Annotated in this window: 22 protein-coding genes; 15 read left to right on the top strand and 7 right to left on the bottom strand. The window is 60.3% G+C overall.

Features of this window, described 5'->3' with window-relative positions; all coding sequences use genetic code 11:
- Positions 1 to 30: 30 nt before the first annotated feature.
- Both AC6CIA_RS00830 and AC6CIA_RS00825 read right to left on the bottom strand, forming a co-directional pair.
- The gene (locus AC6CIA_RS00830; protein ID WP_498310189.1) at positions 31 to 1,428 is read right to left on the bottom strand and encodes a NarK family nitrate/nitrite MFS transporter; all 1,398 of its coding nucleotides are present in this window, start codon (positions 1,426 to 1,428) and stop codon (positions 31 to 33) included.
- Positions 1,406 to 2,710 carry an MFS transporter gene (locus AC6CIA_RS00825; RefSeq protein WP_498310188.1) on the bottom strand — a complete coding sequence of 435 codons (1,305 nt, stop codon included), beginning with the start codon at positions 2,708 to 2,710 and terminating at the stop codon, positions 1,406 to 1,408. The genes AC6CIA_RS00830 and AC6CIA_RS00825 overlap by 23 nt, the downstream gene beginning before the upstream one ends.
- A 303-nt stretch (positions 2,711 to 3,013) precedes the next feature.
- On the opposite strand from AC6CIA_RS00825, the gene AC6CIA_RS00820 reads away from it, so the two are divergent.
- The 3 genes from AC6CIA_RS00820 to AC6CIA_RS00810 all read left to right on the top strand — a co-directional run bounded on the left by AC6CIA_RS00820 (position 3,014) and on the right by AC6CIA_RS00810 (position 6,220).
- A complete protein-coding gene (locus tag AC6CIA_RS00820) occupies positions 3,014 to 4,816 on the top strand; it encodes a HAMP domain-containing protein (RefSeq protein ID WP_498310187.1) in 1,803 nt (600 codons plus the stop codon).
- The gene (gene narL / locus AC6CIA_RS00815; RefSeq protein ID WP_498310186.1) at positions 4,813 to 5,460 is read left to right on the top strand and encodes a two-component system response regulator NarL; all 648 of its coding nucleotides are present in this window, start codon (positions 4,813 to 4,815) and stop codon (positions 5,458 to 5,460) included. Before AC6CIA_RS00820 ends, narL begins: the two co-directional genes overlap by 4 nt.
- An 85-nt stretch (positions 5,461 to 5,545) precedes the next feature.
- Positions 5,546 to 6,220 carry a Crp/Fnr family transcriptional regulator gene (locus AC6CIA_RS00810; RefSeq protein WP_498310185.1) on the top strand — a complete coding sequence of 225 codons (675 nt, stop codon included), beginning with the start codon at positions 5,546 to 5,548 and terminating at the stop codon, positions 6,218 to 6,220.
- Between the two features lie 37 nt (positions 6,221 to 6,257).
- Here the strand turns inward: AC6CIA_RS00810 and deoC are convergent, their stop codons facing one another.
- Positions 6,258 to 6,941 (bottom strand): deoxyribose-phosphate aldolase, encoded by a 684-nt coding sequence (gene deoC, locus AC6CIA_RS00805; RefSeq protein WP_498310184.1) that lies wholly within the window; start codon positions 6,939 to 6,941, stop codon positions 6,258 to 6,260.
- A gap of 128 nt (positions 6,942 to 7,069) precedes the next feature.
- Between deoC and deoR the strand changes: the two genes are divergently transcribed.
- Positions 7,070 to 7,828 (top strand): DNA-binding transcriptional repressor DeoR, encoded by a 759-nt coding sequence (deoR, locus tag AC6CIA_RS00800; RefSeq protein ID WP_084376741.1) that lies wholly within the window; start codon positions 7,070 to 7,072, stop codon positions 7,826 to 7,828.
- Here deoR and AC6CIA_RS00795 read toward each other — a convergent pair.
- The 3 genes from AC6CIA_RS00795 to rbsK are packed head-to-tail and all read right to left on the bottom strand — an operon-like array spanning position 7,825 to position 11,144.
- On the bottom strand, positions 7,825 to 8,871 hold the full coding sequence (locus AC6CIA_RS00795) for an aldose 1-epimerase family protein (RefSeq protein ID WP_498310183.1): 1,047 nt from the start codon (positions 8,869 to 8,871) through the stop codon (positions 7,825 to 7,827). The genes deoR and AC6CIA_RS00795 overlap by 4 nt on opposite strands.
- Positions 8,868 to 10,196 (bottom strand): L-fucose:H+ symporter permease, encoded by a 1,329-nt coding sequence (gene fucP / locus AC6CIA_RS00790; RefSeq protein ID WP_498310182.1) that lies wholly within the window; start codon positions 10,194 to 10,196, stop codon positions 8,868 to 8,870. The genes AC6CIA_RS00795 and fucP overlap by 4 nt, the downstream gene beginning before the upstream one ends.
- Positions 10,197 to 10,223: 27 nt before the next feature.
- Entirely contained in the window at positions 10,224 to 11,144 is a 921-nt protein-coding gene (gene rbsK, locus AC6CIA_RS00785) for a ribokinase (RefSeq protein ID WP_498310181.1), read from the bottom strand.
- 216 nt (positions 11,145 to 11,360) lie between these two features.
- Here rbsK and AC6CIA_RS00780 point away from each other — a divergent pair, with 216 nt between their 5' ends.
- The gene (locus AC6CIA_RS00780; RefSeq protein WP_498310180.1) at positions 11,361 to 12,218 is read left to right on the top strand and encodes an SDR family oxidoreductase; all 858 of its coding nucleotides are present in this window, start codon (positions 11,361 to 11,363) and stop codon (positions 12,216 to 12,218) included.
- 434 nt (positions 12,219 to 12,652) lie between these two features.
- Here AC6CIA_RS00780 and AC6CIA_RS00775 read toward each other — a convergent pair whose 3' ends face one another.
- A complete protein-coding gene (locus AC6CIA_RS00775; RefSeq protein ID WP_498310179.1) occupies positions 12,653 to 13,567 on the bottom strand; it encodes a site-specific integrase in 915 nt (304 codons plus the stop codon).
- 510 nt (positions 13,568 to 14,077) lie between these two features.
- On the opposite strand from AC6CIA_RS00775, the gene arnC reads away from it, so the two are divergent.
- The 10 genes from arnC (at position 14,078) to AC6CIA_RS00725 (ending at position 24,414) form a co-directional block, all read left to right on the top strand.
- Complete coding sequence (gene arnC, locus AC6CIA_RS00770) at positions 14,078 to 15,112, top strand: undecaprenyl-phosphate 4-deoxy-4-formamido-L-arabinose transferase (RefSeq protein ID WP_498310178.1); 1,035 nt, start codon at positions 14,078 to 14,080, stop codon at positions 15,110 to 15,112.
- On the top strand, positions 15,109 to 17,112 hold the full coding sequence (gene arnA, locus AC6CIA_RS00765; RefSeq protein ID WP_498310177.1) for a bifunctional UDP-4-amino-4-deoxy-L-arabinose formyltransferase/UDP-glucuronic acid oxidase ArnA: 2,004 nt from the start codon (positions 15,109 to 15,111) through the stop codon (positions 17,110 to 17,112). Before arnC ends, arnA begins: the two co-directional genes overlap by 4 nt.
- Entirely contained in the window at positions 17,112 to 17,996 is an 885-nt protein-coding gene (gene arnD, locus AC6CIA_RS00760) for a 4-deoxy-4-formamido-L-arabinose-phosphoundecaprenol deformylase (RefSeq protein ID WP_498310176.1), read from the top strand. Before arnA ends, arnD begins: the two co-directional genes overlap by 1 nt.
- Positions 17,993 to 19,648, top strand: a complete 1,656-nt coding sequence (gene arnT, locus AC6CIA_RS00755; RefSeq protein ID WP_498310175.1) for a lipid IV(A) 4-amino-4-deoxy-L-arabinosyltransferase — start codon at positions 17,993 to 17,995, stop codon at positions 19,646 to 19,648. The genes arnD and arnT overlap by 4 nt, the downstream gene beginning before the upstream one ends.
- Complete coding sequence (gene arnE, locus AC6CIA_RS00750; RefSeq protein WP_498310416.1) at positions 19,648 to 19,995, top strand: 4-amino-4-deoxy-L-arabinose-phosphoundecaprenol flippase subunit ArnE; 348 nt, start codon at positions 19,648 to 19,650, stop codon at positions 19,993 to 19,995. Before arnT ends, arnE begins: the two co-directional genes overlap by 1 nt.
- Positions 19,992 to 20,405 carry a 4-amino-4-deoxy-L-arabinose-phosphoundecaprenol flippase subunit ArnF gene (gene arnF / locus AC6CIA_RS00745; RefSeq protein WP_498310174.1) on the top strand — a complete coding sequence of 138 codons (414 nt, stop codon included), beginning with the start codon at positions 19,992 to 19,994 and terminating at the stop codon, positions 20,403 to 20,405. The genes arnE and arnF overlap by 4 nt, the downstream gene beginning before the upstream one ends.
- Entirely contained in the window at positions 20,402 to 21,781 is a 1,380-nt protein-coding gene (locus AC6CIA_RS00740) for a UDP-glucose dehydrogenase family protein (protein ID WP_498310173.1), read from the top strand. Before arnF ends, AC6CIA_RS00740 begins: the two co-directional genes overlap by 4 nt.
- 245 nt (positions 21,782 to 22,026) lie before the next feature.
- Positions 22,027 to 22,287, top strand: a complete 261-nt coding sequence (locus AC6CIA_RS00735) for a type VI secretion system contractile sheath small subunit (RefSeq protein WP_498310172.1) — start codon at positions 22,027 to 22,029, stop codon at positions 22,285 to 22,287.
- A 178-nt stretch (positions 22,288 to 22,465) separates the two neighbouring features.
- Positions 22,466 to 23,170, top strand: a complete 705-nt coding sequence (locus AC6CIA_RS00730) for an HPP family protein (protein WP_498310171.1) — start codon at positions 22,466 to 22,468, stop codon at positions 23,168 to 23,170.
- Positions 23,171 to 23,319: 149 nt separating this feature from the next.
- Complete coding sequence (locus tag AC6CIA_RS00725) at positions 23,320 to 24,414, top strand: enoyl-CoA hydratase/isomerase family protein (RefSeq protein ID WP_498310170.1); 1,095 nt, start codon at positions 23,320 to 23,322, stop codon at positions 24,412 to 24,414.
- Positions 24,415 to 24,425 lie beyond the last annotated feature (11 nt).

Below are 24,425 nucleotides of genomic sequence, written 5' to 3'. Positions count from 1 at the left end.
GCCCACGCAATGGTTGGATTCGGGGGCGTCTCAGCAGGGTGTCGCCGCGCCTTTGCGCGCGTACCACCACCAGGTCACGACGATGCAGCTCAGGTAAAAACCGACAAACATGTAGAACGCCATCTCCGGGCCGCCGGTCTGGGCCATCGAAGTGCCGAAGGATTTGGGGATGAAGAACGCACCAAAGGCGCCGATCGCCGAACTGAAGCCCAGGACCGCGGCCGACTCCTTGCCGGCAGCCTTGAACGCCTGTTCGCGCACCGCCGGTGGTTTTCCGGCCGCGGCTTTTTCATGCAGGGTGCGGAAGATCACCGGAATCATCCGGAAGGTGGAACCGTTGCCGATACCGGTGGTGATGAACAGCAGCATGAACATGCCGAGGAAACCGTAGAAGTTGCCGCCTGAACCGTTTTGCGGCAGGAAGTGCAAGACGCCGAAGACCATCGCGATCATCAGCACGAAGTTCCACAGGGTGACCTTCGCGCCGCCGAGCTTGTCGGCCAGCCATCCTCCCAATGGACGCACCAGGGCGCCGACCAGCGGGCCGAGAAAGGCGAATTTCAAGGCAATGACATCCGGGAATGAGGTTTTGATCAGCAGCGGAAACGCGGCGGAGAAACCGATAAAGGAGCCGAATGTGGCCAGGTACAACCAGCACATCAGCCAGTTGTGCTTGCGTTTGAAGATGACCGCCTGCTCGCTGAACGAGGCCCGGGCGCTGGACAGGTCATTCATGCCGAACCAGGCCAGCAGCGTCACCAGGACAATGAACGGTACCCAGATGAACCCGGCGTTTTGCAACCACAATTGATCGCCATCCGGCAGCACCTGCGGATGGCCGCCAATAAAGCCGAACACGCCGAACGTGATCACCAGCGGCACACAGAATTGCATCACCGACACGCCCAGGTTGCCCAGTCCGGCGTTGAGGCCGAGGGCTGTCCCCTGCTGGGACTTGGGATAAAAGAAGCTGATGTTGGACATGCTCGAAGCAAAGTTGCCGCCACCAAACCCGCAGAGCAAGGCAATGAACACGAACACACCGTACGAGGTGCTGGTGTCCTGCACGGCAAAGCCCATCCAGATCGAGGGCAACAGCAGTGACGCGGTGCTCAGCGCGGTCCAGCGACGACCGCCGAAGATCGGCACCATAAAGGAGTAGAAAACGCGCAAGGTCGCGCCGGACAGCCCCGGCAACGCCGCGAGCCAGAACAACTGGTCGGTACTGAAGGTGAAACCGATAGCGTTCAGGCGCACGATCACCGTGCTCCAGACCATCCACACCGCAAAGGCCAACAGCAGCGCGGGAATCGAGATCCACAAGTTACGCGTGGCGGTCTGTTTGCCGCTACTGCCCCAAAACACGGGGTCCTCGGGGCGCCAGTCATGAATGACCGGGCCCTTGTCAGGCTTTTGTAGAACGGACATGTTCTTCTCCTTGGGCAATGCTGGAAATCGGGGGCAAGGTCCGCGGTGGCTTTTTACCGAGCAGCGGTTTTTTGCGAATTTCGCTGAAGTACATCCAGGTGAGGGAGACCCAGACCACGCCGTACATCAACATGAAGCAGGAAGAGCGCACGCCGGTGAGGTCCACCAGGGCGCCAAACATGATCGGCAGCACGAAACCTCCCAGGCCACCGGCCAGGCCGACGATGCCGGACACCGCGCCCATGTTGTGCGGGTAGTCATTGGCGATGTATTTGAAGACCGAGGCCTTGCCGAACGCGAAGGCGATGCCCATGACGAACAGCAACACGGTGAACAGCACGGGATTGAGGCCGATGTGCAAGTCCAGCGGGCCGTTGATGGTCTGCACTTGCAACTGGGTCTGTGGGTACGACAGCAGGAACAGGCACATCCAGCTGACCCACAGCACCCACCAGGTCACGCTTTGTGCGCCCCAGCGGTCCGACATCCAGCCGCCGACGGCACGCAGCACACCACCCGGCAGTGAGAAACACGCCGCCAGCAGCGCCGCGCTTTGCAGGTTGAAACCGTATTCCTGCACGTAGTACTGGGTCATCCACAGCGCCAGCGCCACGTAGCCGCCGAAGACAATCGAGTAGTACTGGCAGTAACGCCACACCGCAGGATCCTTCAGCGCGTGCAGTTGCTCACGCAACGTGGCGCCCGCGGCACTGCGGTGGTCTTTGTTTTCGGCGCTGAGGAACCAGAACAACAGCGCGGTAATGAACAGAATCGCGCTGAAGACTTTCGGCACCAGCTGCCAACTGCCGGCGGCGATCAATGCAGGCGCGAGAAACTTGGTCACGGCCGCACCGGCATTGCCGGCACCGAAGATCCCCATGGCGAAGCCCTGGTTCTCCTTGTCGAACCATTTGGCGACGTAGGCAATCCCCACCGAGAACGAGCCGCCGGCCAGGCCGACGAACAGGCCCAGGACCAGGAACTGCCAATAAGCGGTGGCGTGGCTGATCAGGTACAGCGGCGCCACGCAGGACAGCATCAGCAGGAAGAACACACTGCGCCCGCCAAAACGGTCGGTCAGCAATCCCAACGGCAGGCGCACCAGTGAACCCGTCAAGACCGGCGTGGCGGCCAACAGACCGAACTGGGTCTCGTTGAGTTGGAGCAGTTCCTTGATCGGTACCCCGAGCACGGCAAACAGCATCCAGACCATAAAACAGACAGTGAAGGCCAGGGTGCTCATGCCCAGCACCAAGCCTTGTCGCACACGGGGTTGGGTCACAATGCTCTCCAGTCAGTTAGCCGTGGCGGCAGACTAGAGAGAGCAACCCCGCAAAAACTTGATCCATGTCAACGAAGCCCCTGGGGGCATAGGCCTATGCTTGTACTGCCTACCTCCAAGGAGGTAGCCCAAAAAAAGCCTGAAACCCTTTGTTTATCAGCGTATTAGCTTTTTCTGGTCAGCGTTCTGTCGACAGGGAAGCCTCGACAACTCTTTAGAGGTAGCGCGCCGAGGATCGGTGGCAAACCTCCCACTGGAGCTGTGCATGCTCTGCTTTCCTGTCTTTTGTACGGACCTGCGCCGATGATTCGCTGGTTGCGCAGTTCCTTGCCCGCGCGCGCCGGGCTGGCGGTGATCCTGATCGCCGTGCTCGCCCTCGCCAGCTCGTTGAGCGCTGGCCTGATCGCCTGGTTCAGCCAGGGTGATGCCGCCGCCATCAACACCGCAGGCTCCGTGCGCATGGAGACCTACCACCTGAGCTGGAAACTCGCCACCGGGGCCGCCAGGGAAGAAATCAGCGACATCACCGACAGCCTGCAACGGCGACTCAACAGCCGGTCACTCAAGGCCGTGCTTGAAGATGGCCCGACCACCGCGCTGCAGATCAGCTACGGGCAAATCCAGCAACAATGGAACGAGGCATTGCGTCCGGCCCTGGAGCGCGGCGATGCCCAGGCCTTTCAGGCTCAAGCCCGGCCGTTCGTTGAACAACTGAACCAGTTCGTCAGCCTGCTGCAACGCCAGAGCGAACAGAAACAAAGCTGGCAACAGGTGATCCAGGGCATGGCGCTGTTTACCACGATGATTGTTCTGCTGCTTGGCTTGTACGAGTTGCAGTACGGTGTCGTCACGCCCCTTAAAGAGTTGGTGGATGCGACCCAGCGTTTTCGACGCGGGGATTTCAAGGTCCGGGTCAACCATCAGTCCCAGGATGAACTGGGCCAGTTGGCCACGAGCTTCAACGCGATGGCCGAGACGATTGAAGAGTCCCATCGCACCCTTGAGCGTCAGGTCCGGCAAAAGACCCTGAACCTGCAACAGGCCAACGCTGCCCTGGAGTTGCTGTATCAAAGCAGCCGCAGCCTGGCTACGCGCCTGGCGAATGCCGAAGGACTGGGTGAATTGATCCGGCGCTTCCAGCAACGTCTGCCTGGCCTGCGCCTGTCGCTGTGCCTGCAAGGCGAGACGCAGGCGCCGGCCCAGCAATTGATTGCCCTGCATGGCGCAAACATTCGTCAAGTCTGCGCCAGCAGCGATTGCGCCACGTGCCGCAGACACCAGGATGCGCCGCCGCAAACGTTCAGCATCAGCAATCAGGGCAGCGAACTGGGAGAACTCAAGGCACACTTTGTCGACGGCCACGCCGCGCAAGCCTGGGAGACGCAACTGATCCAGGCGCTGGCCAACCTGATCGGCACTTCGCTCTCGCTCAAGCGCCAACGGGAACAGGATCATCGCCTGCTGCTGCTGGAAGAGCGCACCATCATCGCCCGCGAGCTGCATGATTCACTGGCCCAGGCCTTGTCCTATATGAAACTGCAGGTCAGCCGCATGCAGACTCTGATGCGTCGCGGTGAACCGGTGCAGACCCTGGAAACCGTCACCGCCGAATTGCGCGAAGGGCTGAACACTGCCTATCGCCAGTTGCGTGAATTGCTCACCACCTTTCGTTTACAGATTCATGAAGCCGGGTTGGTGCAGGAACTCAAGGACACCGCCGAGGAGTTTTCCCGCCGTGGCGAATTCCAGGTGCACTTGCACGTCGATGCGCTGGCTTTTCAACTCTCGGCCAGCGAACAGATCCACATTTTGCAGATTACTCGCGAGGCACTCTCCAACTGCCTGCGCCATGCCCATGCGCAAAATGCCTGGCTGGAATTGCGCCAGGACGGTGAAACCGTGCGGCTCTCGGTCGAAGACGACGGACGCGGTTTCAGCGGCGATGTCGATCAGCGCGAACACCACGGCCTGAACATCATGGATGAACGGGCACGCAGCTTGCGCGGGCACTTGCAGATTTTTTCCAGGGCGCCGCAAGGCACCCGCATCCAGCTGGAATTCCATCCGGAGTTTCTCGGACAGCACACAGAAGGTAGCGTCACATGACTCCCGCCCCCCACCGTAGAATCCTGCTGGTCGATGACCATCCGATGATGCGCCGCGGCATCCGCCAGATGCTCGAACTCGAGGCTGACTTCCTGATCGTCGGCGAAGCCAATCATGGCGAAGAAGCGCTCAAGCTCATCGAGCCGCTGCAACCGGACCTGGTATTGCTCGACAACAACATGCCGCAGATGAATGGCATTGAAACCCTGCGCCGATTACGCGCGATGCACTACACCGGTAAAGTGCTGCTGTTCACGGTGTCCGATGCTGAAGACGATATTCGCGACGCCCTGCGCCTGGATGCCGACGGTTATCTGCTCAAGGATATGGAACCGGAACTGTTGATCCAGTACATCCGCGATGCCCTGGACGGCGCGCTGGTCATCAGCCCCGGCCTGACCCAGGTCATGGCCCAGGCGTTGCGTTCGCCGCCGCGCCAGGCCGTGGTGGAGTTGACCGAACGCGAGCGCCAAGTGTTGAAGACCATCGCCGGCGGCTTCAGCAACAAGGTTATCGGGCACAAGCTGGGCATCACCGAAGGGACGGTCAAGGTGCACGTCAAGAACCTGCTGCACAAACTTGGCCTGCGTTCGCGGGTCGAGGCCGCCGTGTGGGCCATGGAACACATGCGCAGTACCGGCTGACGAGCATGCCTCCTTGGAGGTAGGCCGGCAGAGGCATAGGTCAACCGGCCGCTGCTGTCTACTATGACCGTCAGCGGAGGTACCCATGCTGACTCACCCTTCCATCGTTTTAACGCTGCGCGGTCATCATCTGTTCAGCCAGTTGCCGGAGAAAGTCTTCGAGGAAGTCTGCGCGCTGGCCGTGCTCAAGCGCCTGCCCTGTCACCGGACGCTCCTGCATCAGGGCGACCCCGCCAAGCGCTTTTTCCTGCTGGTCAGCGGCCAAGTCAAGTTGTACCGGCTGACGGGCGAAGGTCAGGAAAACCTGGTGGAAATCATCCAGCCCGGGCAAACCTTCGCCGAAGCCCTGCTGTTCAGCCAGGCCCGCCTGTACCCGGTGAGCGCCACCGCCTTGAAAGACAGCGTGCTCGTCAGCATCGAGGGCAACCATTATCGCAATGCGCTAGAGGACCAGCCGAAAGTCTGCCTGGCGATTCTGGCGAACATGAGCGTTCACTTGCACCTGCGGCTGCGCGACATCGACACCTTGACCATGGCGAGCGCAAGCCGTCGGGTGATCCATTTTCTGTTCCAGGAGCGCCATCCGGTCACCGGCCAGATTGTCTTGCAGACCTCCAAGCGATTGGTGGCGTCGAAGCTGGGGATTCAGCCGGAAACCTTTTCGCGGATTCTGCATCGCCTGGTGGACAGCGGCCTGATCGCCATGGAGCGACGCCACATCAGCATCCTCGCCGAAGAGGAACTGGCGGCGTTCCAATAGGCGTTATGGCGAGGATGAATGGTTTGAAGGGGTCGGGTTAATAGCCATTGGCGACAGTCGCCCCAGCTCCCACAATCGCGATCCCGGAGCTGCTGCCCAGCCGCGTCGCGCCGGCCTCAATCATCGCGACTGCCGTCGGATAGTCACGCACTCCGCCCGAGGCCTTGACCCCGACGCCCTCGCCCACCACTTTGCGCATCAGCGCCACGTCCTCGAGCGTTGCTCCACGGTGGCTGAATCCGGTGGACGTCTTGACGAAGGCCACCCCCAGTTCACGGCAGATTTCACAGGCCTGGATCTTCTGTTCATCGGTAAGCAGGCAGGTTTCCAGGATGACCTTCAAAGGCACGCTGCCACAGGCCTGCTGCACCAACGCAATGTCGTCCCGGACCATTTCCAGCAGAGCGTCTTTCAGCCAGCCGATATTGAGCACCATGTCGATCTCCCGTGCCCCGGCTTCGATTGCGCGCCGGGCTTCAAAAGCCTTGCTGTCGCTCAAACCGGCGCCGAGCGGGAAGCCGACCACTGCGCAAATCACTACTGCGGCGTCGGTCAGGCAGGTCGCCGCATACGGCACCTGCGCCGAGTTCAGGCACACCGAATAGAAGCCATGTTCCACGGCTTCTTCACACAGCGCGCGCACTTGCCGACGGGAAGCATCCGGTGCCAGCAGGGTGTGATCGATGTAGCTGGCCAATGCTGTGGGTTGAAGATTCTTCATTTAGCGTGCCCTTGCCTGTATGTTGCCAATGGTCATGCGTCACCCTACCGGGTGAGCGCACAGATACGTTACAATAATCACAATTAATGTTACTTGCATAACATCATTAATCAAGCCCTGGAATGCCCGTGGACAGTAAAAAAGCCGAGCGACTCAAGCTTATCCAGCAAGCCCTGCAGGACCAGAGCGCCATTCACCTGCGGGAAATGGCGGCCCTGCTGGATGTTTCCGAGATGACCTTGCGCCGCGACCTGAACCACTTCAGTGAGCATCTGCGCCTTTTAGGCGGCTATATCACGCGTGTAGGCAGTGACGCTGGCGATTATCGCGTGGCCGATCAAGACACCCGGCATGTCGAAGAGAAACGCCGCATCGGCAAGCTCGCCGCGCGCCTGATCCAGCCCGGTGACACGGTTTTTTTCGACTGCGGCACCACCACGCCGTTTGTGATTGATTTCCTCCCCGACGAGCTGGAATTCACCGCCGTGTGCAGTTCGTTGAACGTATTGCTCAAGCTGTACAACAAACCCAACTGTCACATCGTGATGTGTGGCGGCACCTTTCACCGCCAGAACCAAGTGTTTGAAAGCGGTGCCGAAAGCGCCATCCTCGACAGTGTGCGGCTGACCTGGGCCTTCGTCTCCGCCGCCGGGGTCAGCCAGGCGTTGGGCGTGACCTGCTTCAATTTCAATGAAGTCGAGGTCAAGCAAAAGGTCCTGCGCCAGGCCCGCCAGCGGGTGTTGCTGGCCGATTTCAGCAAGTTCGACACGGTGCGCACCGCTCACTTCGCCGCGCTGGAAGACTTCCAGTACGTGGTCAGCGACAAAAAAATCCCGCGCCTGTACCAGGACGCGATCAAGGCCAACGGCGCACAATTGCTGGTTTAGCCCGGTAATGCCTGGCGCTCCCGGGCACTCAGGTAGCCAGTGGTCACGCTGAACGCGGTGCTGGCTCCGGCCGCCAGCGAGCGCAGATTGCCCTTGGCCTTCTCGGCGCTGTAACCCTCCGGTTCACAGGTGGCCGGCAAGACAAACGCCGCCACCTGTTGATCGGGGTTATGCAGGATCCAGCGTGCCGCATGCTCGAACTGTTCGGGCCGATAGCGCGTATAGAACGCGGTCCCGTCGGGATGATCCAGCAGGAAATGGGCCTGGCCCTCGGCGTCCGTGCCCACCTCGTCGAAGAAAAACACAATCTCCGGGTTATACAACGCCGGCTGTTCGAGCCTCGCCAACTGCGCTGGGTGCTCGGCCAGTTGCGCCATATAAGCGCTCCACGCCGGGGTCGGCTTGACATGGTCCGGCACACTGCTGCGCAAGCGCAGACGCTGCATGCCAAACGGTTCGACGAAACGAGCGCCCTCGACGTATGCGTAATTCATGTGGGCCATGTACATCAGGTCCATGGGCTTGCCGGCGAGATTGGTCACCTTCATGCCGATATCGAACAGCGCGCAACCCGTGCGCAGCGTCACGCTGGGTTGCGCCCGATAGCGATCGCCGAAACCCTGGGCATATTCATATTCACCGCCCAGGCGCAGGAAACCTTCACCGACCTCCAGCCAGGCACTGTCCATTGCCGCGCACGGCATCTCTCCGTGCAAGGCGTGATCATCCGCGGGCGCCGGGCAGCCGTTACGCAGCAGGCCGCTGTGGAACATGAAACAGCCGTAGGTGCCGATCACCGTTGGGCTCGGCCTGGGCTGATCAAACAGGTTGGTCATGGTCAGGTCGCAACCGTCGAATACCGCCGACCAGATCATCTGCCCCTGATACGGCAACACCACCAGCCGGCCCCGGCTGTTTTCCAGGCTCAGGGCCAATACGCCGGACGTATAGGTCCAGGCGCTGACCTTGAAGTCCGCCGACTGCAACACGAGCTTTTCCTGTTCGCCGAACAGCGCTCGATACAGCGGGATACGCGTAGTCATGAGGCGACCGCCGCCGCGCCTGCGGGCATTGTGCTGGAATGACGCAGGCATTTGAGGGCATACATCACGATCACGATAAAGCACAGCAGCGGCACGCTATACGCCAACTGCATGTTGCCGCCCGTGGCATCCGACAGCAGCCCCTGGAAGATCGGAATCACCCCGCCGCCGACAATGCTCATCACCAACAGCGAGCCACCCACGCCGGTGTCCTCACCCAGGCCGTCGATCGTCAGGCCGTAGATGGTTGGCCAGCACGGCCCGAGGAAAATGCTCACCCCGACCGCCGCGTACACCGCCGAGATATTCGGCACCAGGATGGTGTAGGCCAGCAACACAATGCACAGCACCCCGTAAATCGCCAGGACCTTGGCCGGGTGCAGCCGACGCATCAGCAGGTTGGCGATCAACTTGCCGACAAAGTAGGCAGCGAAGGTGGTCAACAGGAACCAGGAAGCACTGCGCTCATTCATGCCGCCCATTTGCATCGCCAGGCGGATGGTGAAACTCCACACGCCGACCTGGGCGCCGACATAGAGAAACTGCGCCAGCACGCCAAAGGTGAAACGCGGGTTACGCCACAGCCGGCCGAGGCTTTGCCCCAGGCTGCCGCGCTTTTGGTCGACTTTCTGGTTGCCCTTGCAGGCCGGGAAGCGCGTGATGGCGATCAGGATGAACATCAATATCAGTACCGCGATCATCCATTTATAGGGCAATAACGTCGACTGGATCATCTGCAGTTGCTGCACGGCCGCTTCGGAGGCGCTCATTTGGGCCAGTTGTTCGGTGGTAGCGTCGGTCTCCTTGAACATCACGAAGCTGCCGACATACACCCCGGCCATCGCCCCGAACGGGTGGAAGGTCTGGGAGATATTCAGGCGCCGGGTCCCGGTTTCCCGTGGGCCCATCAACGTCGAGTAGGTATTACACGCGGTCTCCAGGAACGACAGGCCCGCGGCGATCACGAAAAGCGCCAATAGAAACATGCCGTACTTGGCCGTGGAAGCCGCCGGAAAAAACAGCAGGCAACCCAGCATGTACAGCAACAGGCCAATCAGGATGGTGCTTTTGTAGCTGAACCGTCGCACCACCATCGCCGCCGGAATCGCCACGAAAAAGTAGCCCAGGTAAAACGCCGACTGCACGAATGCTGTCTGGAAATCGCTGAGCATGAAGGCTTTCTTGAAATGCGCGATCAACACGTCATTCATGCTCGCCGCCGCGGCCCACAGCGCAAAAATGCTGCACAGCAGGATAAAGGCGAACCAGGGCGTGCGGTTCAGGTAGAAGCCATCGGGTGTCTGTTGCAGCGCAGGTTTGTTCATTATTGTTCTCCGGGCTGGGTTGGGGTGTTACGACTGTTGCTGGAAACGCACGAAGGTTTCGAGGTCGGGGTAAGACGTCTGTGTGCCGAGGCCCGTGACCGAGTACGCGGAATAGGCCACCGCTTGTTGCATGGCCTGGCGAATGTCGCCGTCACGGCTCCAGTGCCGGACAAAGCAACCGATAAACGCATCCCCGGCGCCGGTGGTATCCCGGGCCTCTACGCACAGGCCGTCGACCTGGAACTCGCCCTCCTCGCCCACGTACAGCGCGCCTGCCTGGCCGAGGGTGACGATGACGTGGCGAACTCCGCTGGCCACCAGCGTGCGTGCCGCCGCGCGGGCCGCTTGCACCGAGTCGACGACCTGCCCGGTGATCAGCGCCAGCTCCGATTCGTTGGGGACCAGGAAATCCAGTTGCGCCAAGTGCTCGGCACTCAGGCCGGACAGGGCCGGGGCGGGATTGAGCAAGACCGGGATGCCATGCGTGCGGCCAAACTCGATGGCGTAATAGACCGTGGCCAGGTTGATCTCAAGTTGCAGCACGATCAGCGAACAATCGCGCAGATCGGCGGTTGCGGCGTCGATATCGGCCGGCAGCAAATGCGCGTTGGCGCCTTTGACAATCAGAATGCTGTTGTGGGAGTCCGCCTGGACGAAAATCGGCGCCACACCACTGGAAACGCCGGGCACCCGCTGCACATAACGGGTGTCGATGCCGAAGCGCTGGAAATTGGCCAGGGTGTTGTCGGCGAACATGTCGTCACCGATTTTGCTCAGCATCAGCACGTCGCCGCCCAGCTTGGCCGCAGCCACCGCCTGATTGGCGCCCTTGCCGCCACAACCAAGGGCAAAGCCCGGCGCTTCAAGGGTTTCACCCTGGGCCGGCATGCGCTCGATGTAGGTGATCAGGTCCACCATATTGCTGCCGATGACTGCGATCTTGCTCATTGCTATCCACCTTGTTGCAGGCACGGCCGGACGGCGCGTGACGCTATTGTTTTGTTATTTAAATAACATTTTGTGTGAATACTCAATCTTTTTTTGATGAGGGGAACGCAAAACCCCCGGAACACCATTCGTCGGAGTGAAGGGCAATCCTTTCCAACTATCGCTGCCGGGAAAATTACTAATTCCTAAACCCACTGTGATCGATGGAGACTTCAGATGACTGACTACCCACGCCCTCCCTTCCCCGCCCAGGCCCAGACCGTTCCCGGTTCGCAAAAAAAGATGGAGCCCTACCCGGACTGCGGCGAGCAGAGTTATCGCGGATCTGGACGACTGGCAAACAAGATTGCGCTGATTACCGGCGCCGACAGCGGCATCGGGCGTGCGGTGGCCATTGCCTTTGCCCGCGAAGGCGCCGATGTGGCCATCGCCTACCTGGATGAACACGACGACGCGCGCGAGACCGCTCGCTGGGTGGAAGAAGCCGGCCGCCAGTGCCTGCTGCTGCCGGGGGATATCGCCGAAAAAGCCACGTGCCAGGCGCTGGTCGACAAGACTGTGGAGCAGTTTGGGCGTATCGACGTGCTGGTGAACAACGCGGCCTTTCAGATGAGTCACGAAACTTTCGAGGAGATTTCCGACGAGGAATGGGTCAAGACCTTCGATATCAACATCACCGCGATGTTTCGCATTTGCAAGGCCGCGCTGCCGCATATGAAAGCCGGAGGATCGATCATCAACACCAGTTCGGTGAATTCGGACATGCCCAAGCCGACACTGCTGGCCTATGCGACCACCAAGGGCGCCATCGCCAACTTCACCGGCGGGCTGGCGCAGATGCTCGGCAGCCAGGGGATCCGGGTCAACAGCGTGGCGCCGGGACCGATCTGGACTCCGTTGATCGTTTCGACCATGCCGGATGAAGAGGTGCAGAACTTCGGCAGCCAGACACCGCTGGGCCGTCCGGGACAACCGGTGGAAGTGGCGCCGATTTATGTGCTGCTGGCCTCGGATGAAGGCAGCTACATCTCGGGTGCGCGGTATTCGGTGACCGGCGGCAAGCCGATTCTTTAAGGCTTGAATCCGCCCCTCACCCTAGCCCTCTCCCAAAGGGAGAGGGAACTGAGCGAAGTGTGCGCAGAAAATCAGCGACTTGCAGCACCGCGTCGATTATGGATATCAAGCGAGACCGAGGCCGCTGTCACTCGCCAATATCCCCCAATCGTTGCGAACCGAGCGAGGTATGCCGAGAAAGTCCACGACCTGGGACACTGGGTCAATTTTGGATGCTCGGCTGCAGGCCCAGGTCGCTGTAACTCGTCAATATCCCCAATCGTTGCGAACCGAGCGAGGTATGCCGAGAAAGTCCACGACCTGGGACGCTGGGTCAATTGTGGATTCCCGGCTGCTGGCCCAGGTCTATGTAACTCGTCAATATCCCCCAATCGGCCCCCTCTCCCTCCGGGAGAGGGCTGGGGTGAGGGCGGGATCCACGCCGATCCTGTGCGTCAAAGATCAAACCGATCCACTGCCCGTCGCCGCTCATTGTCATCACGCACGTCATAACTGACCGTGGTCTGGATATTGGTGTGATGCGCCAGCTTCTGCGCAATCGACAAATCATGTTCCTCGATTACCCGGGTAATAAACGAGCGGCGGAAATCATGCGGCATGATCTTCACCCCTACCTGCGCGCCGCGCTGACGCGCAATGTAGTAGATCGCGTGCTTGGTGATGCGCTCACGGGTGATGTGGCTGCCCCGCCGAATGCGGTTGAACAGGAAGCTGTCGTCCACCTCGCCCTCTTTCAACTGTTCGCGGCGAAACGCCAGCCACGCCTCTAACTTGGCAAAGGCCCAGGCTGGAGCGTACTTGATCAGTTGCTTGTTGCCCTTGCCGATGACATTCAGGCTGCGCTCCTGGAAGTTGACCTGCGCCAGTTCAAGGTTGACCGACTCCGATTTGCGCATCCCCGAGCCATACAGAATGCCAATCACCGCTGCATCACGCAGGCCTTGAGGACGCGGGTCGGCGGCGCAGACTTCCATCAACTCCCGGATCAGGCTGCGCCGCAGGTTGCGACCCTGGCTCAAGCGCGTGCCCGGCGCAGCCTTGACCGAACGCATCTTCAACAGATGATCCTGGCTGATCAAACTCATGCGCCAGGCTTCGTTCATCACGCCGCGCACAGCGTTGACGTAGAGCGACGATGTGTTCGGCGCATAGCCGTCTTCGCGCAACACCGCCACCAACGCCATCACGTGTTCTGGCTGCAACAGGTGCCAGTCGATGTCTTCCAGGTTTATTTCTTCGTAACCCAGGCGGTCGGCGGCGTCTTGCAGCACGTAGCGCATGGTCAATTGGCTGGAAGGCGCAAGGCGTGAAAGATAGAGCGTCAGGGGATTACGGGAAATCTCGGTCAAAATAGATCAGCCTTCAGATTAAATATCTGGACTAAGCCTCTGTTTAGCTTGGGTATTTGTCGTTCAGTGAATCCCGAGTCTAACGCAGGTCGGGCATTCGTACCAAATCAGGGTCGCGATACGTCTAATTGTCGCGATAAATGACTTACTGATGAGGGCTACATAAAGAAGCGGTTATCCTCCCAAGTGTTTATCTGAACACTTGCTGTCTGCCCGCCAAATAAACGGGTTTTTCATCGGCCTTTCATATTCGTTCGACATTTTTGCGCTTAATCTTCAACGTACGGCTTGAACATACATCACGATTGGCAGACTAACCCTTTGATTATGCTTTACCTTTGACCACTCCAGCGTTTACTCAAGACATCGACGTCCGGCTCGCTCGCGTGTCATCGGCGCTGTCGAGAAATAGCAGTACAGCGGTTGTTTTTTATTCGGGCGCTCGCACTTTCAATCATTGAAGGTTGTCGTTTCCACGCGCCAAGTTGCTCTAACCCGAGGCATGAATCTTTGAAACCCTACCCTATTCATTGTGTGTCGATCGTTATCCCGGTCTACAACGAAGAACAGAGCCTGCCAGAACTGTTGCGTCGCACTAGGGCGGCGTGCAAGCAGCTGGCGTATGAATACGAAATCATCCTGGTGGATGACGGCAGCCGCGACGGCTCGGCGCAATTGCTGGAAGACGCTGCGCTGGTGCCCGGGAGCCATGTGGTGGCGGTGATCCTCAACCGCAACTACGGCCAACATGCGGCAATCATGGCCGGTTTCGAACAATGCCGGGGCGATGTGGTGATTACCCTCGACGCCGACCTGCAGAACCCGCCGGAAGAGATCCCACGCCTGGTGGAACAAGCCGCCCTGGGCTACGACGTGGTCGCCACGGTGCGCAACAACCGCCAGGATTCAGCCTTTCGCCGCTGGCCGTCACGCTTGATCAATCTGGCCGTACAGCGCTCCACGGGCGTGGCGATGAGTGACTACGGCTGCATGCTGCGCGCGTATCGGCGCACCATCGTCGACGCGATGCTGGCCTGTCGTGAGCGCAGTACCTTTATTCCGATCCTCGCCAACGGCTTCGCCCGCCACACCACGGAAATTCCCGTGCACCATGCCGAACGGGAGCACGGCGAGTCCAAATACAGTGCCATGCGCCTGATCAGCCTGATGTTCGACCTGCTCACCTGCATGACCACCACACCGTTGCGATTGTTGAGCATTGTCGGCTTCAGTCTTGCCGCGTTGGGCATGCTCTTCGCTTTGTCACTGATTATCCTGCGCCTGGCCTTCGGCGCCGACTGGGCCGGTGACGGCCTGTTTGTGCTGTTCGCCGTGCTGTTTGTGTTCACCGGTGGCCAATTCATCGGCATGGGGCTGTTGGGCGAATACCTGGGACGCATGTACAGCGATGTGCGCGCGCGCCCACGGTTCTTTATTGAAAAGGTGCTGCGTAACGATCCCGTCGCGCCCGCGCCGGTGGTCATCGTCGATGGCCTGCCCTCCTCGCGTACTTCCACTTCATCTTCCGATCAGGTTTCGTCATGAATCCCAACGTTGTTGTCTTTGCTTATCACGATATCGGCTGTGCTGGCATCGAAGCCCTGCTTGCCGCTGGCTATGACATTGCTGCTGTGTTCACCCATGCCGACGACCCCAAGGAAAACGCCTTCTACGCTTCTGTAGCCCAACTGTGCGCGCGCAAGGGCATTGCGGTGCATGCGCCGGAAGATGCCAACCATCCGCTGTGGGTCGAGCGTGTTGCCAAGCTCAAGCCGGATTTCATTTTCTCGTTCTACTACCGCAACCTGCTGAGCGAGGCCCTGCTGGCCACCGCGGGTAAAGGCGGGTTCAATCTGCATGGTTCGTTATTGCCCAAGTACCGCGGGCGCGCACCGGCGAACTGGGTGCTGGTCAACGGAGAGCATGAAACCGGCGTGACGCTGCACCGTATGGTCAAGCGTGCCGATGCCGGGGCAATTGTGGCTCAGCAAAAGGTCAGCATCGAACGCAGCGACACCGCCCTGAGCCTGCACGCCAAGTTGCGTGATGCCGCGCGTAGCCTGCTGAACGACGCGCTGCCGCAACTGGCCAAGGGCACGCTGACGGAAACCGCCCAGGACGAGCGCCAGGCCAGCTGTTTCGGTCGTCGCACCGCCGCCGACGGCAAGCTGGAGTGGAAAAAACCGGCTGAAGAACTGTTCAACCTGGTCCGTGCCGTGACCCAGCCTTACCCGGGTGCCTTTTGCGCGGTTGGCGAGCACAAGCTGATTGTCTGGAGCGCCGAAGTCGTCAAAGGTAACCACGGCCTGGCGCCGGGCCGTGTGATCAGCGTTGATCCCCTGCGCATTGCGTGCGGCGAGGATTCCCTGCTCATCAGGTCCGGTCAGCGCGGTGATAACGGCCTGTACCTGGCCGGTCCGGCGCTGGCCGACGAGTTGGGGCTGGTGGAAGGTTCCGTGCTGCGCGGCGCCGAGTCCGGCCGCAAGCCGCGCCGTACCCGGGTGTTGATCCTGGGCGTGAACGGTTTTATCGGCAATCACCTGTCCGAACGCCTGCTGCGCGATGACCGCTACGAAGTCTACGGGCTGGACATCGGCTCCGACGCCATCGAGCGTCTGCGCAGCCACCCTCACTTCCACTATGTGGAAGGCGATATCAGCATTCACTCCGAGTGGATCGAGTACCACATCAAGAAATGTGACGTGGTCCTGCCGCTGGTGGCCATCGCCACCCCTATCGAATACACCCGTAACCCGCTGCGCGTGTTCGAACTGGACTTCGAAGAAAACCTGAAGCTGGTGCGCTACTGCGTCAAATACGACAAGCGCGTGATCTTCCCCTCGACCTCCGAAGTCTATGGCATGTGCCAGGACCAGAATTTCGATGAAGACACCTCCAACCTGGTGGTCGGGCCGATCAACAAGCAGCGTTGGATCTATTCGGTCTCCAAGCAATTGCTCGACCGGGTGATCTGGGCCTACGGCGTCAAGGGCCTGAAATTCACCCTGTTCCGCCCTTTCAACTGGATGGGCCCGCGTCTGGATCGCCTGGATTCGGCGCGTATCGGCAGCTCCCGGGCCATTACCCAGTTGATCCTCAACCTGGTGGAAGGCACGCCGATCCGCCTGTTCGACGGGGGTGAACAGAAACGCTGTTTTACCGACATTGCCGATGGCATCGAGGCCCTGGCGCGGATCATTGATAACGAAAATGACGCGTGTGACGGTCAGATCATCAACATCGGCAACCCGGAGAACGAAGCGAGCATCCGCCAGTTGGGCGAAGAGCTGCTGCGCCAGTTCGAAGCCCATCCACTGCGCGCCAACTTCCCACCGTTCGCCGGTTTCCGTGAGGTGGAAAGCAAGGCGTTCTACGGTAACGGCTACCAGGACGTGGCACACCGCAAACCGAGTATCGCCAATGCCAAGCGCCTGCTGAACTGGGAGCCCACGGTGCCAATGCACGAAACCATCGGCAACACCCTGGATTTCTTCCTGCGCGAAGCGATGCTGGAAATCGCTCAATCCACCGAAGAAGCCCGTTAATGAAGGCAGGTTTGCGCATTGACGTCGACACCTATCGGGGCACCCGTGAAGGTGTGCCACGGTTGCTGGAGCTGCTGGATGAAGCCGGAATCAAGGCCACGTTCTTTTTCAGCGTCGGTCCGGACAACATGGGGCGTCACCTGTGGCGCCTGATGCGTCCACGGTTCCTGTGGAAGATGCTGCGTTCCAACGCGGCCGGGTTGTACGGCTGGGACATTCTGCTGGCGGGCACTGCGTGGCCAGGTAAACCGATCGGTCGCGATCTGGGGCACCTGATGCGTCGGGCCAAGGCCGCTGGACATGAGGTGGGGCTGCACGCATGGGACCACCATGGCTGGCAAGCCAACGCCGGACGTTGGAGCGATGTCCAGTTGGTGGAGCAGATCCGCCGCGGGGTCGAGACCTTGAGCGAGATCCTCGGCGAGCCGGTCGACTGTTCCGCGGCCGCCGGTTGGCGCGCGGACGAGCGCGTGGTGCACGCCAAGCAAGCCTTCAACTTTCGTTACAACAGTGATTGCCGGGGCGCTAGCCCGTTCCGTCCGATCCTCGCCGATGGCAGCGCCGGCACGCCGCAGATACCGGTCAATCTGCCGACCTTCGACGAAGTCGTCGGCCCGCACGTGGCGGCCAGGGACTTCAACCGCTTCATTCTCGAGCGATTCACCGAATCGACATTCAACGTCTATACGATCCACGCAGAAGTGGAAGGGATTCTGATGGCCAATGATTTTCGCCAGTTGCTCGCCCAGGCCGGGCAGCGTGGCATTGAGTTTCAGCCTCTGGGTAATCTGTTGCCGACGCAACCGGCAACCTTGCCCCAGGCGCACCTGACTCGCGGCGTGCTCAGCGGTCGCGAAGGCTGGCTGGGAGTGCAAAAGGCATGATTCGCCGTTGGACCCTGCCCCTGCTCCTGTTGGTCTTTGGTGTGTGCTACCTGGCGCCGATGGCGACTCATGGCTTGTGGATACCCGATGAAACCCGTTACGCGCAGATCAGCCAGGAAATGCTGCTGACCGGCAAATGGGCGTCCCCGCACTTTATGGGGATCCGCTATTTCGAGAAACCGGTGGCCGGTTACTGGATGATCGCCCTGGGCCAGGCCATTTTCGGCCAGAACCTGTTCGGTGTGCGTTTTGCGTCGGCGCTGGCGACGGGCCTGAGCATCCTGCTGGTTTATTTCATGTCCCGGCGCTTGTGGAACGATCCGCGCAAGAGCCTGGCCAGCAGTCTGCTGTACATGAGTTTTGTCAGCATCGCCGCGTCGGGTGGCTATGCCAATCTCGACCCGCAGTTCACCTTTTGGGTCAACCTCAGCGGCGTGGCCTTGTGGCTGTGCCTGGACAGCAGCAGTCGGCGCGCCCGGTTGGGGGCCTGGACCTTGCTCGGCCTGGCGTGCGCCATGGGGTTCATGACCAAGGGATTTCTGGCGTGGTTGCTGCCGATATTGATTGCCCTGCCCTATATGGTCTGGCAAAAGCGCACGCGCGAACTACTGACCTACGGCGGTGTGGCGATTGCCGTGGCGATTGTCGCCAGCCTCCCGTGGGCCTTGACGGTGCATGCCCAGGAACCGGATTACTGGCGCTTCTTTTTCTGGCATGAACACATCCAGCGGTTTGCCGGCGCGGATGCCCAGCACGATGCAGCCTGGTGGTACTACCTGCCCTTGCTGGTGGCCTTCAGCCTGCCGTGGGTGGTGTTGCTGCCTGCGACCCTGAAACAGGCCTGGCAGGCAAGGCGCACGCAAAAAAGCGGGTTCCTGCTGTTGTGGCTGCTGATGCCGCTGGCGTTCTTCAGCCTGAGCAAGGGCAAGCTGCCGGCGTACATCCTGCCGTGCCTGTTGCCGCTGGCACTGTTGATGGGTAACACGTTGGCCGACAAACTGGCCGCAGCCCGTGGGCGTACATTGCAAGTCAACGGGTGGCTCAACCTGATCCTCGGCGTACTGGGCTTGCTGGCCTTGGTCTACTTCCAGATAAAGAAGCCCTTGTATGACCTTCATGAGGAAGCGCTGAGCCTGGTGCTGGTGGTTATCGTGCTGGCGGGCTGGATTCTATCCAACCTGTTGCAGGCCACACGCCCTCTGCGCCTGTGGGCTGCCCCGGCCATCGGCAGTTGGCTGCTGGTGGCATTGGTACCCGCGGCCCTGCCCCATTCGGTGGTGTATAACAAGACGCCGGACCAACTGATCATTGATCACGTTCCTGAATTGCAGCAGGCCTCGGCGTTGTTGAGTAATGACCTGGGGGCTGCTTCGGCCTTGTCCTGGCGCCTGGGGCGTCCGGAAATCACCTTGTACAACACGGTCGGCGAAGTGAAGTACGGTATCGCCTTTGCGGACACCGCTTATCGGCGCGTGGATATCCCGCAAGTCCTGAAGTGGCTGGCCAAGGCGCGCCAAAAAGGTTCGGTGGGCGTGGTGATGCGGGTCAAGGGCGACTATGCGCGCATGGAGCTGAATCTGCTGCCCAAGGATGCCAAGCGTTATGAACAAGGCAATATGGTCATCCTGATCTTCCCGCAGGTAGTGCCATGATCACCACCCTGCTTTTGCTGCTGACCACGTGCCTGTTGACCTGCCTGGGGCAGGTCTCGCAGAAATTTGCCGTCGACAGCTGGCGCGACCGGTCACACGGTTGGCGCACAAAAGTGGCTTCGCCCTGGCTGTGGTCGGCGCTGCTATGCCTTGGCCTGGGCCTGCTGGTATGGCTGCTGGTGCTGCAACGCCTGGAGGTCGGCATCGCCTATCCGATGCTCAGCCTGAACTTTGTCCTGATCACCCTGGTGGCGCGTTTTGTGTTCCATGAGCCGGTGGATCACCGCCACTGGTGGGGTGTCGCACTGGTCATCGCGGGCGTGGCATTGCTGGGGGCCGACGTATGAGCCGGGTGCGCGGCTTTGCCCTGGCGCTGGGCAGCGTGACGTTGGTCAGCGCCGCGCAACTGGGCATGCGTTGGAGCATGACCCGCTTGCCGCTGCCCAGCCAATGGCTGAGCACCTTCAACAGCGGCGCTCTGGATCTCGCCGCGCTGGGCGTCGTGAGCCTGGCGATTCTCGCCTACGCTTTGTCGATGCTCTGCTGGCTGGGCGCCTTGCGGCATCTACCGCTTGGCCGTGCTTATTCCCTGCTGAGCATCAGTTATGCGCTGGTGTATCTGCTGGCCGCCAGCCTGCCGGTGTTCAACGAGCACTTTTCCGTGTCCAGGACGTTGGGGGTGGCGTTGGTCATCCTTGGCGTCGTGATCATCAACTCCCGTCGCAGCAGCGCCACAAGCCCTAGGAATACCCCATGAAAATCAGCGTATTTGGTAGTGGTTATGTCGGCCTGGTACAGGCCACCGTACTGGCCGAGGTCGGCCACGATGTCATTTGCATGGACGTCGATGAAGACAAAGTACGCTTGTTGCAGCAAGGACACGTGAGCATTTTCGAGCCGGGGCTCGCCAGCCTGGTCAAGGAAAACCTGGAAAGCGCGCGGCTGACGTTCACCGCTGACGAAAAACTCGCGGTGGAACATGGCGACGTGCTGTTTATCGCCGTCGGCACACCCTCGCGCGAAGACGGCTCGGCTGACTTGAAATATGTCTTCTCGGTGGGCGATGCGGTGGCCCGTCACCGGGTCCAGCCGGTGATCCTGGTCGAGAAGTCCACCGTGCCGGTGGGCACCGGCGATACCTTGCGTGCCCATATCGAAGACGCCTTGCGTCTGTCCGGGCGCAGCCTGGCGTTCGATATCGTGTCCAACCCGGAATTCCTCAAGGAAGGATCGGCGGTGGCCGACTGCCGTCGTCCGGACCGGATCATCATCGGCTGCGAACGTGAGGAGGTCCGCGATGTGATGCGTGATCTGTACGCGCCGTTCAACCGTAACCATGACCGCATTATCTTCATGGACCTGCGCAGCGCCGAACTGACCAAGTATGCCGCCAACTGCATGCTGGCGACCAAGATCAGCTTTATCAACCAGATCGCCGAACTGGCCGAACACTTGGGGGCGGATGTCGAGTCGGTGCGCCTGGGCATCGGCGCCGACTCCCGGATCGGCTACCACTTCATCTACCCGGGCTGCGGTTATGGTGGCTCGTGTTTCCCCAAGGACATGCGTGCGCTGATTCACAGCGCCAAACAAGCGCATTGCTCCAGTGATTTGCTGGAGGCGGTGGAAGCCATCAACCAGCGGCAGAAAAGCAAACTGTTCGAGCGGGTCAAGGCGTTCTACAAGGGTGAGCTACGCGGCAAGACATTTGCCTTGTGGGGCTTGGCGTTCAAGCCCAATACCGATGACATGCGCGACGCACCCAGCCGGGTGCTGATGGAATCGCTGTGGGCCGCCGGCGCCAACGTACGCGCCTTCGACCCGGAAGCCATGCAGGAAACCCAGCGCCTGTACGGCGATGATCCGCGCCTGATGTTGATGGGCACGCCGGAATCGACACTCGGCGGCTCCGACGCGTTGATCATCTGCACCGAGTGGCAGCAGTTCAAGGCGCCGGATTTTGACCTGCTGCAACAGCGCCTCAAGGCCCCGGTGATTTTCGACGGACGCAACCTTTACGACGCCGAGCGACTGGCACGCAAGGGTTTCCACTATTTCCCCATGGGGCGTGGCGCGTCGTGCACCTTGCCGATGCCGCAACAGCAATGGATACCGCGTTTGCTGGAAGCTTAGGCCGGGCGACTGCGTTGGCGTCCACACTTCAGTGACGCCATTATCGAGAAGAGTCCTACACCTGTATCCGTAACGGCCTGTATGAGCGCCCCTTCCGGCGTCTATAGGCCAACGGTAAACTCACTGTGCAATGTGAGTTACTTAATTACCACCCCCTGCCTACTTTCGTTCAGCGCCTGCAAACAGCTGAAAGCGACTCAAGCCGAGCTATCCAGGGCACATCTATTTTTCAGAGGACTACCCCTGTGTCTGATAAGCAATCGCGTGTCTCCGCATTCCCCGCAACCTTGTCTGGTGAGCGTGTGAATGTCGGTTATATACAGGTTCCTTCCCTGAATCGATTGATGGAATTGCGCGATGCCCTCGTCGCGCTCAAGGGGCCGTTAGCCAATGACCCGCAGTTGCGGGAAAATGTCCACAAACTGTTGATCAATGCCGAGAATCACGAACGGGTGCTGGGCAAGGTCAGCGTGCCAGCCGGGCCACGGATACCGATGGGGGAATGAAGGGATCGATCAAGCAAAATTACTGCACTTGACCTGCATTAATATGCATTGGAAATGAGCCAGTCAGATCGGCACACTGCCTCGGTTCCTCCCCCAAATGCAGGAACGTTCGAAGGGCTTTACGGGAAACCGAAAGGCCCTTTTTTTTCGCCCGCTGTTTAGATTGGATGTTTTAGCAATGCTCGCTCGCTGGTTACCCGCTGCCATCAATACCCGTCCCGCCGAATGGAGCCGTGCCGCAATTGGCATGGCACTTGGCACCCTGTTCAGTATCTGGGTATGCGCCCAGGTGTTCGGTCCCGAGGTCGCCCTGCACTTGCTGGGGCCGTTGGGCGCATCGGCGGTGCTGTTGTTTGCCGTGTCCTCGGGGGCTTTGGCCCAGCCATGGTCGATTGTCGGCAGTTACCTGTGTGCCAGTGTGGTCGCCTTGCTGGTGGCCCGGGTGCTGGGGCGTACCTTGGGCAGTGCTTGCCTCGCTGCGGGGATGGCGTTGATCCTGATGTGCTGGCTGCGCTGCCTGCACCCGCCCTCCGGTGGCCTGGCCATGACCCTGGTGCTGGCCGATCCGGCGTCCATCGCCCTGGGTTGGCTGGAAGTCGGCCCGGTCATGCTCGGTGCCGGTACGTTACTGCTCACGGCACTGGCTTATAACAACCTGACCCGCACCCGTTATCCCAAGGGCGCCAGCGAACCCGCGCCAGTGCTGGAAACACGTCCCCGGGAAGTCGACCCGAAGATCACCGCGATCGATCTGGAGCAAGCCCTGGCGCAGATGGAGCAGTTTTTCGACGTCACCCCCACTGAACTGGAACAGCTGATCCATATCGCCGAAGATCATGCGCGCCGCCGCAGCATTGGCGAAGTCCTGGCGGAACGCGTCTAGAGCGTGGGTCCAGCGATCGCTACACTGCATAAATGCAAAGACGACCTGCAGGATTCCGACTTGTACCGGGCAAATTTGCACTGGTAGGATCGACAGATGGTTCGTCCCCGAACATTTGGCTATAGAACAATAAAAGCAGGGAGTTACAGATGACTGCTCAGGCTCCATCACAGGCGACGTGCAGCGCCGAATCCGTTCAAGACGACGTCCTCGCCGAAGTGCGCAACCACATCGGCCACCTCACCCTCAATCGCCCCGCCGGCCTCAATGCCCTCACCCTGGACATGGTTCGCAGCCTCACCGGGCATCTTCGTGCCTGGGCCGAGGATTCGCAGGTGCATGCCGTGGTGCTGCGCGGCGCGGGCGAAAAGGCGTTCTGCGCCGGTGGCGATATCCGCTCGCTGTACGACAGTTTCAAAAATGGCGACACCCTGCACGAGGATTTTTTCGTCGAGGAATATGCCCTCGACTTGCTGATTCATCATTACCGTAAACCCGTGCTTGCGCTGATGGACGGATTTGTTCTCGGTGGCGGCATGGGATTGGTCCAGGGCGCGGACCTGCGAGTCGTTACCGAGCGCAGCCGTCTGGCGATGCCGGAAGTGGCGATTGGCTATTTCCCAGACGTGGGAGGCAGTTATTTCCTGTCGCGGATTCCCGGCGAGCTGGGCACCTACCTGGGCGTCACCGGGGTACAGATTCGTGCCGCCGACGCCTTGTATTGCGGGCTGGCCGACTGGTATCTGGACAGCGCCAAGCTCGTGCATCTGGACCAGAAACTCGATCGCCTGCAATGGCAGGACTCGCCCCTCAAGGACCTTCAGGGCGTCCTGGCCAAGCTCGGACAGCAGCAGTTACCCGATGCACCGTTGGCCCTGTTGCGTCCGGCGATCGATCACTTCTTTGCGCTGCCCGATGTGCCGAGCATTGTCGAACAACTGCAGGCGGTGACCGTGGCCGACAGCCATGAATGGGCGTTGAGCACCGCACAGCTGATGCAGACCCGTTCACCGCTGGCCATGGCTGTCACCCTCGACATGCTGCGCCGTGGGCGCCATCTGGCGCTGGAAGCGTGCTTTGCCCTGGAACTGCACCTGGACCGCCAGTGGTTCACCCGTGGCGATCTGATCGAAGGCGTGCGTGCCTTGTTGATCGATAAGGACAAATCCCCACGCTGGAACCCGTCGAGCGTGCGGGCACTCAGTGCCGAGCACGTCGACAGTTTCTTCAGCGACTTCCAGTAAGACGGGAACTA

Source organism: Pseudomonas sp. GQ91 (assembly GCF_059758795.1).
This window is presented reverse-complemented; position numbering and strand designations above follow the sequence as displayed.

Excerpts from the sequence above, each read along its gene's own strand:
- AC6CIA_RS00830 (WP_498310189.1), bottom strand. The coding sequence starts at position 1,428 with ATGTCCGTTCTACAAAAGCCTGACAAGGGCCCGGTCATTCATGACTGG.
- AC6CIA_RS00820 (WP_498310187.1), top strand. The coding sequence starts at position 3,014 with ATGATTCGCTGGTTGCGCAGTTCCTTGCCCGCGCGCGCCGGGCTGGCG.
- narL (WP_498310186.1), top strand. The coding sequence starts at position 4,813 with ATGACTCCCGCCCCCCACCGTAGAATCCTGCTGGTCGATGACCATCCG.
- AC6CIA_RS00810 (WP_498310185.1), top strand. The coding sequence starts at position 5,546 with ATGCTGACTCACCCTTCCATCGTTTTAACGCTGCGCGGTCATCATCTG.
- deoC (WP_498310184.1), bottom strand. The coding sequence starts at position 6,941 with ATGAAGAATCTTCAACCCACAGCATTGGCCAGCTACATCGATCACACC.
- AC6CIA_RS00795 (WP_498310183.1), bottom strand. The coding sequence starts at position 8,871 with ATGACTACGCGTATCCCGCTGTATCGAGCGCTGTTCGGCGAACAGGAA.
- fucP (WP_498310182.1), bottom strand. The coding sequence starts at position 10,196 with ATGAACAAACCTGCGCTGCAACAGACACCCGATGGCTTCTACCTGAAC.
- rbsK (WP_498310181.1), bottom strand. The coding sequence starts at position 11,144 with ATGAGCAAGATCGCAGTCATCGGCAGCAATATGGTGGACCTGATCACC.
- AC6CIA_RS00780 (WP_498310180.1), top strand. The coding sequence starts at position 11,361 with ATGACTGACTACCCACGCCCTCCCTTCCCCGCCCAGGCCCAGACCGTT.
- arnA (WP_498310177.1), top strand. The coding sequence starts at position 15,109 with ATGAATCCCAACGTTGTTGTCTTTGCTTATCACGATATCGGCTGTGCT.
- arnD (WP_498310176.1), top strand. The coding sequence starts at position 17,112 with ATGAAGGCAGGTTTGCGCATTGACGTCGACACCTATCGGGGCACCCGT.
- arnT (WP_498310175.1), top strand. The coding sequence starts at position 17,993 with ATGATTCGCCGTTGGACCCTGCCCCTGCTCCTGTTGGTCTTTGGTGTG.
- arnF (WP_498310174.1), top strand. The coding sequence starts at position 19,992 with ATGAGCCGGGTGCGCGGCTTTGCCCTGGCGCTGGGCAGCGTGACGTTG.
- AC6CIA_RS00740 (WP_498310173.1), top strand. The coding sequence starts at position 20,402 with ATGAAAATCAGCGTATTTGGTAGTGGTTATGTCGGCCTGGTACAGGCC.
- AC6CIA_RS00730 (WP_498310171.1), top strand. The coding sequence starts at position 22,466 with ATGCTCGCTCGCTGGTTACCCGCTGCCATCAATACCCGTCCCGCCGAA.
- AC6CIA_RS00725 (WP_498310170.1), top strand. The coding sequence starts at position 23,320 with ATGACTGCTCAGGCTCCATCACAGGCGACGTGCAGCGCCGAATCCGTT.